The sequence below is a fragment of the Streptomyces sp. NPDC001617 genome (assembly GCF_053596855.1).
The window spans coordinates 20,814-36,676 of record NZ_JBSFHA010000077.1 but is presented as its reverse complement, the minus strand read 5'-3'; the positions used below and the strand labels follow the sequence as shown (position 1 = coordinate 36,676).

The following is a 15,863-nucleotide window of genomic DNA, read 5'->3' as shown; positions in this document are numbered from 1 at the left end:
TGATTTCCCACTTGGAGAAGACATGCGACTCAAGCACCCCCACGGCAGCACGCGCCGCACGGCCCGATCCGTCGGCCTGACCGCCCTGCTCGCCGTCACCAGTGCCACAGCTCTCGCCGCGGCACCCACGGCGTCCGCCGCCTCCACGGCCTCACTCACTGTCGAGGTACCGGCACAGGTCCGAGGAGAGGGCACCTCCATCGTGTCCTTCGGCAGCCTCCGGATCGACGACGGCACCTCCGTCACGTGCGTGAGCGAGTACGGCGTCTCCGGCGTCTGGCCCCGGCCTGTCATCGCCACCGACTACCAGGTCACCGCAGGTACCACCTATGGCATCTCCGCCTGGGAGGGCAACAAGTGCGACTGGGACGACCCGGCGACGCCTCGGCGGACGCAGTCCCTCGGTGGCGTGACCGTCACGCCCACAGCAGCCGAGATCTCCAGCGGCGTGTACCGGGTCTCAATCCCGTAGTCACGACGGCCCTGTCTCACAAGTGGCCGGGATACCCGGTCGAGGCCCGCACCCTCGAACGCGCCGCGCAGATCGCGGCCTTGCTGACCCTGACCCAGGACGCCGTCGTACGGGCCGAAGAGCGCGTACGGGGCGAGCTGTTCACCCCAACTCCTCACCGCGCCACGCCCGTTCTCCAGCGAGCTCGCGCTGCGCGCCCGCGCCCGGCACATCGAGCCCGAGCGTCTGGACACCGTCCTGGTGGTGGCCACGGCGAAGGACCGGCTCGGTGACACCACCCGCCCGCTGCACGGCCTCGCGGAGGAGTACGAGGGTCTGGCGGGCGAGCACCTCGGCGCCCCCGTCGCGCTGATCCGCGGCCAGGATGCGGCAGAAGCCGCGAGAGGCGTACACCAGCGCCTCAGGCGCGTGCTCGACATCCCCGTTCTCGTCACTGCAGCGTCCGTCCCGCGCGGTACGGAGCCACTCGGTCGCGGCGTCACCGTGGCGAGCCGTTGCTGCCGGCTGCTGCGCGGTCTCGGGGTGCGGGAAGGCGGTACCACCACTGAGCAGCTCGCCATGTACACGATCTTGTTCGATCCCGACCGGGACCGGGATCTCGACGCGTTCCTCGACCACTCCCTCGGCAGGCTCGTCGCCCACGACGCCGAGCGGGGAACCGACCTGGTGGGCACCCTCGCCGCGTACTTCGCCAACGCCCGCAATCCGGCCGGCACGGCCCGCGTCCCGCACATCCACACCAACACGCTGCTCAAGCGGATCGACCGCATCGGCAGCCTGCTCGGACACAACTGGCAGCAGCCCGACCACACCCCGAGACTTCATCTCGCGGTGCACCTGCACGAGCTGGCCCGACAGGTCGAGCAGGCCGAGTGAAAGGCGGGATTCGCCTCTGCCCGGGCCATGGACGCCTTGAATGAACGCCCGAATTTGCCTCAGAGGCAACTCTGCGTACGCGAATCCACACCCGCCGTGAGGTCTCTGTAACTCCGCTTTATTCCGGATGACCCCGTTCGGTAATTCCCGCTGGCTGAAGTGGTCGTCACAACCAGCGGCGAGGTGGCAAAACCTCGGCGCCTCGCATGGAGGATTTTCATGCCGGAGCTGTATTTCCATGTGCGCTGGCCCGACGGAGAGACCCAGCGTTGTTACTCACCTTCCACGGTAATCGAGGACTACCTCACCATCGGTGGCGTGTACGAGCTCGGTGACTTCCTGGAGCGGAGCCGGACGGCGCTCGGAATCGCGAGCGACCGGGTCCGCGAGAAGTACGGGTTCGTCTGCACCGGTGCCTCCGACCAGCTGGCGCAGATCGAGGAGACCGCGGCCACGTACGCCTCCTTCGAGGGGGCCAAGGTCGCCGTCGAGGCCCTGAGCAACGCCGACGGGAGCGCGCGGTGAACGCTCGGCGGCTGGCCGGGGCCCACTATCCGGTCGCGGTTGTCGGTGGCGGTCAGGCCGGGCTGTCGGTCAGTTACTGCCTGCGCGAGCGCGGCATCGAGCACGTCGTCGTCGAGCGGAACCGGGTCGGCCACGAGTGGCGCGAGCGCCGCTGGGACTCGTTCTGTCTGGTGACCCCCAACTGGCAGTGCAAACTGCCCGGTTACCCCTATCCGGGGGACGATCCCGACGGGTTCATGGTCCGTGACGAGATCATCCGGTACCTGGAGGACTACGTCGCCTTCTTCCAGCCCCCGCTGGCGGAGGGAGTGTCCGTCGACGGGCTGCGGCGGGCTCCGAGCGGTGTCTTCGAACTGAGCACATCGGAAGGCGACTTCACCGCCGACCAGGTGGTGGTGGCCACCGGCCCGTACCACACCCCCTCGGTCCCGCGGATGGCCGAGCGGCTGCCCGCCGGCGTAGAGCAGATCCACTCCTCGCGCTACCGCAACGCGGACCAGCTCCCCGAGGGCGCTGTCCTGGTGGTCGGCACGGGCCAGTCCGGATGCCAGATCGCCGAGGATCTGCATCTGGCCGGCCGGCAGGTGCACCTGGCCGTCGGTAGTGCGCCCCGCGTGGCCCGTTTCTACCGCGGGCGGGACTGTGTGGCCTGGCTGGACGACATGGGCTACTACGCCAAGGACATCGGCGAGTTCGACGACGCCGGTGCCGTCCGGATGCGGGTCAACCACTACGTCACCGGGCGGGACGGCGGCCGTGACATCGACCTGCGGGCCTTCGCCCGTGACGGGATGCGGCTGTACGGGCGGCTGACCGGCATCGACGGCGGTGCCCTGGAGTTCGCCGACGACCTGAAGGTCAACCTTGACCGGGCGGACGCGGTGGCCGAGGGCATCAAGGACAGCATCGACGCGTACATCGCCGCACAAGGGGTCAAGGCCCCGGACGAGGCACGGTATGTACCGGTGTGGGAGCCCTCCGAGCAGGCGACCTCGCTGGATCTGGAGGCCTCGGGCATCACCTCCGTCGTCTGGTCGACCGGATTCCGGCGCGACCACCGGTGGGTGGAGATACCGGCCTTCGACGGGCGCGGCTATCCCATGCACTGGCGCGGCGCCACCAGCACGCCCGGCCTGTACTTCCTGGGCCTGCCCTGGCAGTACTCATGGGGCTCCGGACGATTCGAGGCCGTGGGCCGGGACGCCGAGTTTCTCGCGGACCACATCGACGCCTCGCGCCGCATGGCCGACGTCTGCGGCACCCTCACGGGCGCCCCCAGCGAACTCGCCTCCGCCCTCCCGATCGGCTGAGGAACCAAGGACATGGTCTACGACGCACACCGCCACATCGGCGTCCTGCCCGCCTACCCCTTCTACGGCGGACCGCCAGTCAACCCCGACACCACCGCCCGGGCCACCGTCAAGCAGCTCATCGCCGACCTGGACGCGGAGGGCACCGAACGCGCCCTGGTCATCCCCAACTACGGCGTCCCCGACCCCGCCATCGCCTTCTCCTTCAACGAGTTGGCGATCGAGGCCGCCCAGAGCGACGACCGGATCCGGGCCGGGCTGTGGGTGTCCCCGCGCCCGGAGGACGCCCAACGCACCGATCAGGCACTGGCGTTGGCGGGGGAGCGGGGAGTGAAGGCACTGAAGCTGAGCTTCCTGCTGGGCGGCCGCCCCACCGATCCGGCCTGCCGTCCGATGCTGGACCGGATCTTCCAGGAGGCAGGCCGGCACGGCCTGGTCGTCCACGTCCACACGTCGCCGGGCGCGGCCTCCGACATCGACGAGGTCGGCAACCTGGTGGACTGGTACGCGGACCAAGTCCCCGTCCATCTCGTGCACTTCGGCGGCGGGATGAGCGGCCACATCAAGCTTGTCGGCTCCAGGTTCTTCGACTGGATCACCGCCGGCAAGCGCGTCTACACCGACCTCTCCTGGGCCATCGGCTTCACTCCCCGCTGGCTGGCCCAGGAGATCGAGCGCCGCGGTATCGGCCACGACCGGGTGCTCTTCGCCAGCGACCAGCCGTGGGGCGACTTCACGGGCGAGTACGCCCGGCTCGTCGAAGCGACCGGCGGCGGCGAACTCGGCGAACTGGTCTTCAAGGACACATTCGCCGCGCTGTACGACTGATTCACCGTCAACTTCCCTCATGCGCAAGGAGACAGCCATGTCCGAGACCGTCGAACTCACCGAGATCGAGCAGAAGTCCCTCAACGAGATCCCCCACCCCTCCCTCCCCGAGGGCACCAGCATCTACGGCGCCACCAAGGTCTTCCCCGACTACAAGGCCGAGGACGGCGAGACCTACTTCACCCTCGTCCACGGCATCGCCCACGAGTCCTCGGTCTCCTTCGTCGCCGTGCTCCAGGCCACCCGCGCCCTGCGCAAGGGCTTCGAGACCGCCATCTACTTCTACGGCCCGGGTTCGCTCAACTGCCTTGCCACGCGCGGCTTCCCGACGGTCGGCAACTCCGCCTTCCCCGGCGAGCACAACATCAACAACCAGCTCAAGACGTTCATCGCGGAGGGCGGCAAGGTCTTCTGCTGCCGCTTCGGCCTGTCGCTGCACGGTGCTCGCGAGGAGGACCTGATCGAGGGCGTCATCCCGACCCACCCCCTGGACGTCCAGGACGCGCTGATCCACTACGCGCGCAAGGGCGCCATTATCAACTCCACCTACCAGCTGTAAGGGGCAGGCCGTGAGCGTTGGCACCACCACAGCGGTGGACGTGCGGATCATGACCCGCGCCGAACTCGCCCTGCACGGCGTGGCGTTGGAAGCGGCCGTGCGCAGGCCCGACGGCGCGGGGCCCAGCGACGACGGACACGTCCTCGTCGACGGTGCCAACGCCGCGCTGCCCACCAACCCCGACAGCCCCTACACCGTACGCGACGGCAAGGTGTGGCTGGGTGACGAGGAGACCGGCCTCACCTTCGAAGCCGTACAGCGGCCGAAGTTCTACGACCTGACGACCGCCGACGGTGTCCGCTACGAGGAGATCGCCCGCCTGCACGGCGCCGACGTCCTCGCCACCACCGTCGTGCAGACCTGCATCCGCTACGCCGAGTCCGACCGCTGCCGCTTCTGCACCATCGAGGAGTCCCTGCGCTCGGGTGCGACGGTGGCCGCGAAAACGCCTGCCCAACTCGCCGAGGTCGCCGAGGCGGCCGTGCGGCTGGACGGCGTCCGGCAGATGGTGATGACCACCGGCACGACGACCGGACCGGACCGGGGTGCGCGGAATCTCGTACGGTCCGTGCGTGCTGTCCTGGAGGCGGTGCCCGAACTGCCCGTCCAGGTGCAGTGCGAGCCGCCCGGTGACCTCGCGTGGATCCGCGCGCTCCATGATGCCGGGGCCACAGCGATCGGTATCCACGTCGAATCCCTCGACGACGAGGTACGCCGACGCTGGATGCCCGGCAAGTCGACGGTGTCGATGGCCGATTACGAGGCCGCCTGGGACGAGGCGGTACGGGTCTTCGGACCCAACCGGGTCTCCACCTACCTCCTCGTCGGTCTCGGCGAGGATCCCGACGAGCTCATCACGGGGGCGGGCAGGTTGATCGACCGGGGCGTGTACCCCTTCGTCGTTCCCTTCCGCCCGATGGGCGGCACTCTCGCGGCCCGCGACGGGGTCCGTGCGCCCGACGCGGAACTGCTGAAGTACGTCACCGAGGGCGTCGCGGCGAAGTTGCGCGCGGCCGGGATGAGCGGCTCCGCCCAGAAGGCGGGCTGCGCGGCCTGCGGGGCGTGCAGCGTGCTCAAGACGGCAGGCGGGTGAGGGCCATGTACCTCGACGGATCCGCGGCACCGCCCAAGGCGGACGGGCCGGTCGACATCCTGGCGTTGCTCGGCGACCGCAGCACCCTCGCCCGCCGGCCCGCTTTTCGGATCGAACAGGCCGTCGGTAAAGCGGAGATGGGCGCCTACCGGCAGCTGCGCCGGGACGCCTTCGTCTACGAGCAGGGCCTGTTCACGGGCCACGACCTCGACGACCGGGACGCCGACCCCCGCACCCTCGTGCTGGTCGCCAAGGACCACGCGGGTGCCGTCGTCGGCGGGGTGCGACTCGGTCCGGTGGCCGACGGCCCCGACATCGGCTGGTGGGCCGGCGGCCGACTCGTCGTCGCCCCCGGCGCCCGCGGCCCGCAGGGCATCGGGGCCGCGCTCGTCCGGGCCGCCTGCGCCCGGGCGGAGGGAGAAGGCGTGCTGCGCTTCGACGCGACCGTCCAGACCCGCAATACGGTCCTCTTCAAGCGGCTCGGCTGGCGCCCAGTGCGTGAGGCGACGGTCGCGGACGCACCGCACGTGCTGATGCGGTGGCCGATCGGGCGGATCGCGGACCTCGTGGCGGCCACCAAGTCGCCCCTCGGGCGGCTCCTCGCCGTCCTTCCCACAGCGGCGGCCCGCGCTGTCGGCCGGGACCCGGTCGGCGGGGTGCTGGGAGTGGGGGCGCGGGCCGTCCCCGGCGGCGCCGAGGCCCCGGGCATCCTGGGCGCTCCCGGTGGCGCCGGGTTCGTCGGCGACGACGGCGCCCCGGTCCCCGGCACGGACCTGATCGCCGCCTGTGACGCGATCGTGCCGTCCATGGTCGAGCGGGACCCCGAGTGGGCGGGTTGGTGCTCGGTCCTCGTGAACGTCAACGACCTCGCGGCGATGGGCGCTTCACCGGTCGGGCTGCTCGACGCGGTGGGTGCCCGGGACGAGGCGCACGCCCAGCGGATCTTCGCCGGACTTGCCCAGGCCGCGGAGGCGTACGGTGTGCCCGTGCTCGGCGGGCACACCCAACTCGGCGTGCCCGCCGCCCTGTCGGTGACCGCGCTGGGCCGTACCGACCGTCCGGTGGCCGGCGGCGGTGGGCGTCCCGGACACGCGGTGCGGCTGACCGCGGACCTCGGCGGCGGCTGGCGCCGCGGATACGGGGGGCGGCAGTGGGACTCGTCCAGCCACCGTCGTACGGACGAACTGCGCGCCATGACGCGGGCGGTGGGTGTTGCCCGGCCCGCCGCCGCCAAGGACGTGTCGATGGCGGGGATCGCCGGGACCCTGGGCATGCTCGCCGAGGCGAGCGGGTGCGGTGCCGTCCTCGACGTGGCCGCCGTGCCCCGTCCGAGGACCGCGACGACGGGCGACTGGTTCACGTGTTTCCCCGGCTTCGCGATGCTCACCACCGACGAGCCCGGCGCCCCACCGCTCCCCGCGGGGCCCGCGACGGGCGCCGTGTGCGGGGAGCTGACAGATGGAGAAGGCGTAGGGCTGCGCTGGCCCGACGGAGAGATCACAGAAGCGGTCACGTCCACCGTGACCGGGATGGGGACCGCATGACCACCCTGCGTATGGCCGCCGTCGCCGCCGAGTTCGGCCGCGATCTCGAAGAGGACTTCGCGATCGCCGAGCGGTTGATCAAGGAGGCCCGTGAGCAGGAGGTACGGCTCCTCGCCCTGCCGGAGGCCTGCCTCGGCGGATACCTGCTCAGCCTCGACGACGACAGCGAACTGGACGAGGGACCGCCCGCACTCGCCCTCGACGGCCCCGAGATTCGCCGACTGGCCTCCCTGGCCGGTGAGATGACCGTGGTCGCGGGCTACTGCGAGGCCGACGGCGACACCCGCTACAACAGCGTCGTCTGCGTCAATGGCGACGGCGTGCTCGGCAACCACCGCAAGGTCCACCAGCCGCTGAGCGAGGATGCCAGCTATGCCTCGGGGGACCGTTTCCACGCCTTCGACACCCCGGTCGGCCGGATCGGCATGATGATCTGCTACGACAAGGCGTTCCCGGAGTCGGCCCGTGCGCTGGCCCTCGACGGCGCCGAGATCGGCGTGGTCGTCTCGGCCTGGCCGGGCGCACGGACGAACGCCGCGACCGACCTGGTCGACGACCGCTGGAAGCGCCGTTTCGACCTCTTCGACCGGGCCCGCGCCCTGGAGAACCAGATCGTGTGGATCTCCGCCAACCAAGCGGGTACTTTCGGGTCGCTACGCTTCGTCGGCAGCGCCAAGGTCGTCGACCCCGGCGGCGAGATCCTCGCCGACACCGGTGTCGAAGCCGGTCTGGCGATCGCCGAACTCGACGTCGCCCAGGCCCTGGAGACCGCCCGTCGCTCGATGGGGCACCTGCGCGACCGGCGCCCGGAAACCTACACGTACGCAGGAGCAGTCAGCGCATGAGCACCGTCCGGATCGCGGCCGCCGCCGCCCACTTCGGCCGCGACCTGGAGTTCGACCTCGCCCGCATCGCGAAACTCATCGACGACGCCCGGTCGTCGGGCGCCGGCCTGCTGGTCCTGCCCGACGCCGCGCTCGGGGGCTACCTCGCCGACCTGCGCCACCCGGACCCCGAGGCCCTGCCCCCGGCCCTCAAGCCGGACGACCCGCTGATCCTCCAGGTCACCCGCCTCGCCGCCGAGATGGTCGTGTGCGTCGGCTACTGCGAGGACGGCGGCGACGAGCGGTACAACTCCGCGGTGTGTGTCAGCGGCGACGGCGTCCTGGGCCGTCACCGCAAGGTCCACCTCCCGGCCGGCGAGGTCGCTGCCTACGCGCCCGGCGACCGCTTCGACGCCTTCGACACGCCCGTCGGCCGGATCGGCATGCTCATCGACTACGACAAGACGTTCCCCGAGTCCGCCCGCTCTCTCGCCCTGGACGGCGCCGAGATACTCGCTTGCCTCTCCGCCTGGCCCACCAGCATCACCAACCGCGCCCCGCGCATGGCACAGGACCGCCAGGCCAAGCTCTTCGACCTCTACGACCAAGCCCGCGCCGCGGAGAACCAAGTCGTCCTTGCCTCCTCCAACCAGACCGGCGCCATGGGCGGCATGCGCTTCCTCGGCCAGTCCAAGGTCGTCGGCCCCGGCGGCGACATCCTCGCCCGCACCTGGGCCAAGGCCGGCCTCGCGATCGCCGAGGTCGACGTGGCCGTCGAGATCGACCGCGCCCGGCGGGTGCTGCGGCACCTCGACGAACGCCGCCCCGATGCCTACCGGGAGACGCCCTCGTGAAGATCGCCCTGCTCAGCTACTCCACCAAACCGCGCGGCGGGGTCGTCCACACCCTCGCACTCGCCGAGGCCCTCGCTGCGCTGGGCGAGGACGTCACGGTGTGGTCGCTGGGGCGGGGTGGCGACGACGGCTTCTTCCGGCCCGTGGACCCCGCCGTACGGGTGCGGATCGTGCCGTTCCCCGACGGCCCGGAGGACGAAAGCGTCGGCGAGCGCATCCTGCGCTCCATCGCCGCCCTCCGGGACGCCTTCGATCCGTCTCCGTACGACATCGTCCACGCCCAGGACTGCATCAGCGCCAACGCGGTGGACGGCCGCTGCGTGCGCACCGTCCACCACATCGACGACTTCACCACCCCGGAACTGGCCGCCTGCCACGAACGGGCCCTCGTGGAGCCGTACGCGCACCTGTGCGTCTCCCGGTCGGTCGCGGACGAACTCACCGCCGGCTGGGGCATCAAGGCCGAGGTGATCCCCAACGGCGTGGCGTACGAGCGCTTCGCGCGGACGGACCCGGCGGCCCGCGACGCCTGGCGCTCCCGCCTCGGCCCGTATGTCCTCACCGTCGGCGGCATCGAGCCCCGCAAGGGCTCCCTGGACCTGCTGGAGGCATACGCCCTCCTGCGCGCCGAGCACCCCGACGTGCGGCTGGTGATCGCGGGCGGGGAGACCCTCTTCGACTACCGCGACTACCGCGCGCGCTGGGAGACCCGGGCCGCAGAACTCGGCATCGAACCGGTCGTCCTCGGACCGGTCCCCGACGACGGCCTCCCGGCGCTCGTCGCGGCTGCCGACGCCTTCGCCTTCCCTTCCCTCAAGGAGGGCTTCGGCTTGGCCGCGATGGAGGCGTTGGCCGCCGGCGTCCCGCTGGTCGTCCGTGATCTCCCGGTCCTGCGCGAGGTCTTCGGCCACGCCGCCCGCTTCGCCGCCACCCGGGAGGACCTGGCCGACCGGCTCGGGCGAGCCCTCACACACCACGACCCGGCCCTGCGGGCCGCCGGCCGGGAACTGGCCGCCCGCCACACCTGGTCCAAGGCTGCGCGGCGGCACCTGGACTTCTACCGTTCCCTGAGCTGAACGCTGCGTACCGGCAGGCCGCCGTCAGTGGGAAGCGAGTGAGGAGTCGACGATGACGACAGCCGAAGGCCCGGTCGCACGCATCGCGGCCGGTGCGGTGCGCGGACGGGACGAGGACGGCCTGGCGGTCTTCCGGGGCATCCCGTTCGCCCAGCCGCCGGTGGGCGAGGCTCGGTTCGGGGCGCCGCGTCCCGTGCGCGCCTGGGAGGGGACCAGGGAGGCGTACGTCTTCGGCCCGCCGCCTCCCCAGGACACGGCCTTCGCGGGGCGGGGCGGCGAACTGCACGCGCCCCTGGGCGACGACTGGCTGACCGTCAACGTCTGGACGCCCGCGCCGGACCCGGCCGCCCGCCGTCCGGTGATGGTGTGGATCTACGGCGGCGCCTACAAGGCGGGCCACTCCGGCAGCCCCGGCTACGACGCCCGGCACCTCGCGCGCGCCGGCGAGCTGGTCGTCGTCACCTTCAACCACCGCGTCGGCATCGAGGGGTTCGCCCTGATCGACGGGGCGCCCGCGAACCTTGGCCCCTGCTGACGTAGCCGCGAGGGGCCCGCGCATACGCACGATCCGGCGAGCGGGGTGTGGCGCATCGGGCAGCGCAACCTCACCCGTCCGGCTGCGGCGCACGCAGCTACCCACGACTGTGGGTGCACCTCCAGCACCTCCAGCACCGTCATTCCGGCGATCCGCCGGCCGCGAAGCGCCTCGGCCGCCTCGTTGAAGCGCTCCAGGAGTCCTGCCAGCCGATCTCGACGGTGAGGGCCCCCTCCGCGGCCAGTTCGGTGAGGGTCGCCAGGTCGGGGCCGGCGTTGCCCTCGATGACGAAGAGGGTCAGCGACTGGCCGGGCCGACCGTCGTGTAGGGCGGGAAGACAGCGGGCTCGACGGAGGTCCAGCCGATGCTCTGCACGCTGCCGCCGGGGGGCCAGCAGGCTCCAGGCCGTGACGAGTTGGGGGCCGCCGACACTGTCAGACGACGATGTCGACGGACGGTCGAGTCCGCCCGGGCCGATCAGCACCTCGTCGGCGCCGAGCTCGTGCACCTCGCCCCGCGGGCCGCCGAACCCACGGACGCGATCACCTGGGTCCCTCTTCCTGGGCCTTGATATCACCGTCCGACATGATCCCCCGACGCGAGTGCGTGATCACCACGGCACTTGGGCTCGGGGCGGGGCAGGGCGGGGTGGTTGAGGCTACGGACGGATGAGTCTCGAGGCGCCGGCCCTCGATGTCGACCTTCGGCAGGATCCGCTCCAGGCGGCGAGGCAGCCACCAGGCGGCCGGGCCGAGCAGGGACATCACGGCCGGCACGATGGTCATACGGACCACGAACGCGTCCACCAGGACGCCGAACGCCAGGGCGAAGCCGATCGACTTGACCAGGACCTGGTCCGAGAGAACGAAGCCGCTGAACACGCTGGCCATGATGATCGCGGCGGCGGTGACCACTCGCGCGCTGGTCCGGAAGCCGGCGACGATGGCCTGCCGCGGGGCGTCGCCGTGCACGTGGGCCTCACGCATCCGGCTGACCAGGAAGACCTGATAGTCCATGGCCAGGCCGAACAGGATGCCGACCAGCAGGATGGGCAACAGGTTGACGATGGGGCCGGTCTCGTTGACACCGAGTACGGACCCCAGCCAGCCCCACTGGAAGACCGCGACCACGGCACCGAAGGTTGCGCCGATGCTGAGCAGGAAGCCCAGGGTGGCCTTCAGCGGTATCAGTACCGAGCGGAACGCCAGCATGAGCAGCAGGACGGCCAGCCCGACGATGATGCCCAGGTACGGCAGCAGGGCGTCACCGATCTTCTGGGACACGTCGATGTTCAGCGCGGTCGTGCCGGTGACCGCGACGTTGGTGCTGGTCGCCCGGTGCAGTGCCGCCTCCCGGTGCCGGATCGCGTTGACCAGATCCGTGGTGGCCTGGTCGGTGGGTCCGCTCTTGGGGATCACGGTCAGCAGCGCGGTCGAGTTGTCGGCGCTGAGCCGGGGGGCGCTGACCGCGACCACGTCGGGCAGGCCCTGGATCGCGGTGGCCACCCGGGCAGCCCCGGACCGCGCGTTGCCGTTCGCGTCGACGACCACGGTGAGCAGACCGTTGAACCCCGGCCCGAAGCCCTCCCGGATGAGGTCGTACGCCTTGTGCTGGGTGCTGGTGGCCGGGTAGGTGCCGTCGTCGGGCAGGGCCAGGCGCAGGTCCGCCAGGGGCAGCGCGATGGTGAACAGCCCGCCCAACGCGACGATCAGCACGGGTACCCGGAAGCGCGTCACGTACCGCGCCCACCGCTCACCCATCGCGACCCCGGTGCGGGGTTGCCCCGCAGCGGCCGCGGGCCGACGGCGCAGGAGGCCGGCCCGGCCCCGGGCCACCCGGTGTCCCGCGAAGCCGAGCAGGGCGGGCAGCAGGGTCACCGCGACCAGCACCGCCAGCGCGACCGTGGCCGCCGCGGCGAGACCCATCGAGCGCAGCACCGGGATACCCACGACGGACAGGCCGGCCAGCGCGATGACGACTGTCAGCCCGGCGAACACGACCGCGGAGCCGGCCCTGCCCACGGCCCTGCCGGCCGCCTCCGGGCCGGCTCCGTGTGCCCGCGCTTCCTGGCGGAACCGGGAGACGATGAACAGCGCGTAGTCGATGCCCACCGCGAGCCCCAGCATCAACGCCAGGACCGTGCTGTTCGCGTTGACGTCGACGATGCCCGAGGCGATCGCCACGACCGACAGCCCCGCGCCGACCCCCACCACGGCGGTGAGCAGCGGCAGTCCGGCCGCCAGCAGCGACCCGAAGGTGATGACCAGCACCAGCGCCGCGACCGCGAGCCCGACCATCTGGGTCGCGCTCTGCTCCGCCTGGACGCCCAGGGCGGTCCCGCCGGACTCCACGGTCAGCCCGGCCGCCCGCCCGGTGTCCAGCGTGCTGAGCAGCGCTTTCCGGTCGGCGGTGGTCACATCGCCTCCCGGCACCCTGTAGCTCACCTGGACCAGGGCGTACCGGCCGTCGGCGGAGAGCGCCTGGGTCTGGTAGGGGTCGGTGACGGTGACCACTTTGGGCACACCTTCGAGCCCGGTGACCGTCCGCTCGACGGCCGTCCGGTTGGCCGATGTGGTCAGCTTCGACCCGCTCGGCGCGACGAAAACCACCTGCGCGGTTGCTCCGCCGACGTGGGCCTGCGGGAACCGCTCGGCGAGCTGGCTGATCGCCTTCTGGGACTCGGTACCGGGGATGTCGAACGAGTTGGACATCTTGCCGGACAGGGTCGAGGCGCCTGCGCCTGCCAGCGCCATCAGGACGACCCACAGGCCGACCACGACCCATCGCCGCCGGTAAGAGAACCGGCCGATCTTGTGGAGGAAGGTTGCCATGACGTCTCCAGCCCTCGGTGTCGAGCCCCATCTGGGATGCTGCGAAGCTAGCCGTTCGACAAGGAGGGGACTAGCCGACCGTAAGGTACATAAACTGCCGGTCGGCAGGTTGCAAAGCTGTCGACCGTACGGTACAGAACCTGGCGGCCGACAGTTGTGAGCTTGCCGATCGACAAGCTACGGTTGAGTTCGTGGGAGCGGAGCCGCCGCACCGGTTCGGACCATCGGGAGGAAACGTGGTCGCCGCACCGTCACGGACCGCCGTGCACTCGGACTCCAGAGGCGGGGAGGGCACCCGGGACCGGATCCTCGACGCCGCGCTCCGGTTGTTCGCCGAGCGCAGCTTCGCCGGTACGTCGCTGCAGATGATCGCTGACGAGATGGGCCTCACCAAGGCAGCGGTGTACCACCACTTCCACACCCGAGAGGATCTGCTCAGTGCCCTGGCCGAACCGGCGCTGACGGAGATGCGGGCTGCCATCGAGGCAGCCACCGCGCAGCGCACGCCCAACGCCCAGGCCGAGCGCATGCTCACCGAGTTCGTCGACCTGGCCCTGCGCCACCGCAAGCTGACCGCGATGCTGGCCACCGACCAGGCGATGATCCACCTGTTCCAAACCCAGGGACACTACGACCAGTTGGTCGGCCGTCCGCTAGCTCTGCTGGCGGGCTCGACCCCGGACCCGGCCGGCCGGATCGGCGCGGCAGTAGCACTGGCCGGCATCGCCATCACCGCCGGACGCGCGCTGGCCGACGACCTGGACGACGATGCGTCGCGCCGGTACCTGATCGAAACCGGCCGCCGCATCCTCGGCCTGCGCGCCCCACGCACTCCCCGCTGATTCACCCCGACGCCCACCGCGCTTTCCTGGACACCCCGGAGCCGGGCTCCTTCCAGGAAACGCAGCTGATCATGCCGAACTGCAGCGGCCACCTGAACCAGTCGTTCAGGTGCTGCAGCTCGCAGCCACGTCCTCACGCTCAGGGGTCCGCAGCGCAAGCAGCATCGCCGCGTAATCGGCGGCGCCTCTGATCCGCATGACCACAACTGGAGATGTGCCTGCGTCCCCATGGGCGCACCGGACGATCCCACTGGAACGAATCCCAGCCCAGCGGGCACGGACCGCTGGGCACACCATCCTGCTCGACACGGCACCCACCTGTGGTTGTTCACGCGTCAGAGTCGAACTCAGCGAGGCACCGGATCTTCGGAGGCCGGCAGCGGTTGTGCGACCTTCGGGGCCAGCGCGCGGATGGAGGGGGTGGCCACCATGGTGAGGGTGGCGAGGAGGATGAGCGCGGCGGCCGCGTAGAGGGTTGCACGGAGGCCGAGGAGGAGTACGGCGGGTCCGGCGGCGAACTGGGCGAGCGGGAGGGCCAGGTAGGAGCCGAGGTCGTCGTAGGCGTAGACGCGGGCAAGGCGGTCCTCGGGGATCTGCTCGTTGAGGGTCGAGTACCAGGCGACGCCGGCCTGTTCGACGCCCACGCCCGCCACGAAGTTGGCCACGACCAGCACCCAGGTGTGCGGGGCGAGCACGAGCAGCAGCGGGGTCATCGCCGTCAGGCCCATCAGCGCGCAGCCGACCAGGATCGCGCGCCGGGGCCGCCAGCGCAGCGACAGTATGCCGCCGGCGACCGCGCCGAGCGAGGACGCGGCGACGGCCAGGCCCCAGCCGGTGCGGCCGATCCCGGTGGTGTCGGCGACGGCGGGGCCGAGGACGGTGAAGGATGCGGTGATGCCGGCGTTGAGGAAGCAGAAGGCCACCACGATCACCCACACCCAACTGCGGGAGGTGAACTCCTGCCACCCGATGCGCAGTTCATGCACTACGCCGGGGCTGGGCGCGGGCGGTGCGACCTGGACGCGGACCAGCGCGAAGGACGCGGCGGCGAGCGCGAAGCTGAGCGCGTCGACGGCCAGGCCCCAGCCGGGGCCGACCGCGGCGACCAGTACGCCGCCCAGCGAGGCGCCCACGATCGTCGCGCTGCTGCCCGCGATCCGGGAGAGCGCAAGGGCGGCGCGGCGGGACTCGACCGGCACGGTCTGGGGCAGCAGGGCCTGGGCAGCGGGCTGGTAGCAGGAACTTGACGCCCCGTTGACCGCGGCGGACACCATGAGCAGGGGGATGGCGGCGCTGTGGGTGAGGACCAGGGCGGCGACCACCGCCTGGCTCGCGGCACTGATGACGCTGCTGCCGACCAGCAGCGGTCCGCGCCGCAGCCGGTCTGCCAACACCCCGCCGTACAGCAGGAAGAGGATGCTGGTGAGGGAGTGGGCGCCGACCACCAACCCGAGCGAGCCGACCGAGCCAGTGGCGTCGAGCACGGCGAAGGCCAGGGCGATCGGCGCCACCCCGTTGCCGAGCAGGTTGGCCGTCGTACCGATGAAGAGGTGACGGAACGGGCGGTGGCGCAGAGGCGCCAGGGCGGCAGACATGCGCCTGATCGTTTGGGCTGGGAGGCGCGCCCGTCAACGGGTTATAGGACTGGTACCGGGCCAGGTGTGCGGCTGCCCACTCATTGGCACCCTGGCCTT

Annotated in this window: 15 protein-coding genes and 1 pseudogene; 13 read left to right on the top strand and 3 right to left on the bottom strand. The window is 71.2% G+C overall.

What is annotated here, in order from left to right; all coding sequences use genetic code 11:
- Positions 1 to 22: 22 nt before the first annotated feature.
- The 12 genes and pseudogenes from ACWC09_RS39880 to ACWC09_RS39825 all read left to right on the top strand — a co-directional run.
- Positions 23 to 472, top strand: coding sequence for a hypothetical protein (locus tag ACWC09_RS39880; protein ID WP_450855951.1), 450 nt, complete (start codon positions 23 to 25; stop codon positions 470 to 472).
- A gap of 243 nt (positions 473 to 715) precedes the next feature.
- Entirely contained in the window at positions 716 to 1,348 is a 633-nt protein-coding gene (locus ACWC09_RS39875; RefSeq protein ID WP_450855950.1) for a PucR family transcriptional regulator, read from the top strand.
- Between the two features lie 219 nt (positions 1,349 to 1,567).
- The gene (locus tag ACWC09_RS39870; protein WP_450855949.1) at positions 1,568 to 1,873 is read left to right on the top strand and encodes an MSMEG_0570 family nitrogen starvation response protein; all 306 of its coding nucleotides are present in this window, start codon (positions 1,568 to 1,570) and stop codon (positions 1,871 to 1,873) included.
- Positions 1,870 to 3,183, top strand: coding sequence for an MSMEG_0569 family flavin-dependent oxidoreductase (locus ACWC09_RS39865; protein WP_450855948.1), 1,314 nt, complete (start codon positions 1,870 to 1,872; stop codon positions 3,181 to 3,183). The genes ACWC09_RS39870 and ACWC09_RS39865 overlap by 4 nt, the downstream gene beginning before the upstream one ends.
- A 12-nt stretch (positions 3,184 to 3,195) precedes the next feature.
- Positions 3,196 to 4,011 carry an amidohydrolase family protein gene (locus ACWC09_RS39860; protein WP_450855947.1) on the top strand — a complete coding sequence of 272 codons (816 nt, stop codon included), beginning with the start codon at positions 3,196 to 3,198 and terminating at the stop codon, positions 4,009 to 4,011.
- A 37-nt stretch (positions 4,012 to 4,048) separates the two neighbouring features.
- The gene (locus ACWC09_RS39855) at positions 4,049 to 4,570 is read left to right on the top strand and encodes an MSMEG_0572/Sll0783 family nitrogen starvation response protein (RefSeq protein WP_450855946.1); all 522 of its coding nucleotides are present in this window, start codon (positions 4,049 to 4,051) and stop codon (positions 4,568 to 4,570) included.
- Positions 4,571 to 4,580: 10 nt separating this feature from the next.
- Complete coding sequence (locus ACWC09_RS39850; protein ID WP_450855945.1) at positions 4,581 to 5,663, top strand: MSMEG_0568 family radical SAM protein; 1,083 nt, start codon at positions 4,581 to 4,583, stop codon at positions 5,661 to 5,663.
- A gap of 5 nt (positions 5,664 to 5,668) precedes the next feature.
- The gene (locus tag ACWC09_RS39845) at positions 5,669 to 7,207 is read left to right on the top strand and encodes an MSMEG_0567/sll0787 family protein (RefSeq protein WP_450855944.1); all 1,539 of its coding nucleotides are present in this window, start codon (positions 5,669 to 5,671) and stop codon (positions 7,205 to 7,207) included.
- Positions 7,204 to 8,052: a carbon-nitrogen hydrolase family protein gene (locus ACWC09_RS39840; protein WP_450855943.1), complete on the top strand. Its 849-nt coding sequence runs from the start codon at positions 7,204 to 7,206 to the stop codon at positions 8,050 to 8,052. The genes ACWC09_RS39845 and ACWC09_RS39840 overlap by 4 nt, the downstream gene beginning before the upstream one ends.
- Complete coding sequence (locus ACWC09_RS39835; RefSeq protein ID WP_450855942.1) at positions 8,049 to 8,885, top strand: carbon-nitrogen hydrolase family protein; 837 nt, start codon at positions 8,049 to 8,051, stop codon at positions 8,883 to 8,885. The genes ACWC09_RS39840 and ACWC09_RS39835 overlap by 4 nt, the downstream gene beginning before the upstream one ends.
- Entirely contained in the window at positions 8,882 to 9,961 is a 1,080-nt protein-coding gene (locus tag ACWC09_RS39830) for an MSMEG_0565 family glycosyltransferase (protein ID WP_450855941.1), read from the top strand. The genes ACWC09_RS39835 and ACWC09_RS39830 overlap by 4 nt, the downstream gene beginning before the upstream one ends.
- A 52-nt stretch (positions 9,962 to 10,013) precedes the next feature.
- Positions 10,014 to 10,487: pseudogene (locus ACWC09_RS39825) on the top strand (carboxylesterase family protein); the annotation flags it as partial.
- A gap of 148 nt (positions 10,488 to 10,635) precedes the next feature.
- Here ACWC09_RS39825 and ACWC09_RS39820 read toward each other — a convergent pair.
- Together ACWC09_RS39820 and ACWC09_RS39815 are read right to left on the bottom strand one after the other, a co-directional pair.
- Positions 10,636 to 11,004: a hypothetical protein gene (locus ACWC09_RS39820; protein ID WP_450855940.1), complete on the bottom strand. Its 369-nt coding sequence runs from the start codon at positions 11,002 to 11,004 to the stop codon at positions 10,636 to 10,638.
- Positions 11,005 to 11,038: 34 nt separating this feature from the next.
- On the bottom strand, positions 11,039 to 13,327 hold the full coding sequence (locus ACWC09_RS39815; protein WP_450855939.1) for an MMPL family transporter: 2,289 nt from the start codon (positions 13,325 to 13,327) through the stop codon (positions 11,039 to 11,041).
- 236 nt (positions 13,328 to 13,563) lie between these two features.
- Between ACWC09_RS39815 and ACWC09_RS39810 the strand changes: the two genes are divergently transcribed.
- The gene (locus ACWC09_RS39810) at positions 13,564 to 14,169 is read left to right on the top strand and encodes a TetR/AcrR family transcriptional regulator (RefSeq protein ID WP_450855938.1); all 606 of its coding nucleotides are present in this window, start codon (positions 13,564 to 13,566) and stop codon (positions 14,167 to 14,169) included.
- Positions 14,170 to 14,516: 347 nt separating this feature from the next.
- Here the strand turns inward: ACWC09_RS39810 and ACWC09_RS39805 are convergent, their stop codons facing one another.
- Entirely contained in the window at positions 14,517 to 15,764 is a 1,248-nt protein-coding gene (locus tag ACWC09_RS39805; protein WP_450855937.1) for an MFS transporter, read from the bottom strand.
- Between the last annotated feature and the right edge of the window lie 99 nt (positions 15,765 to 15,863).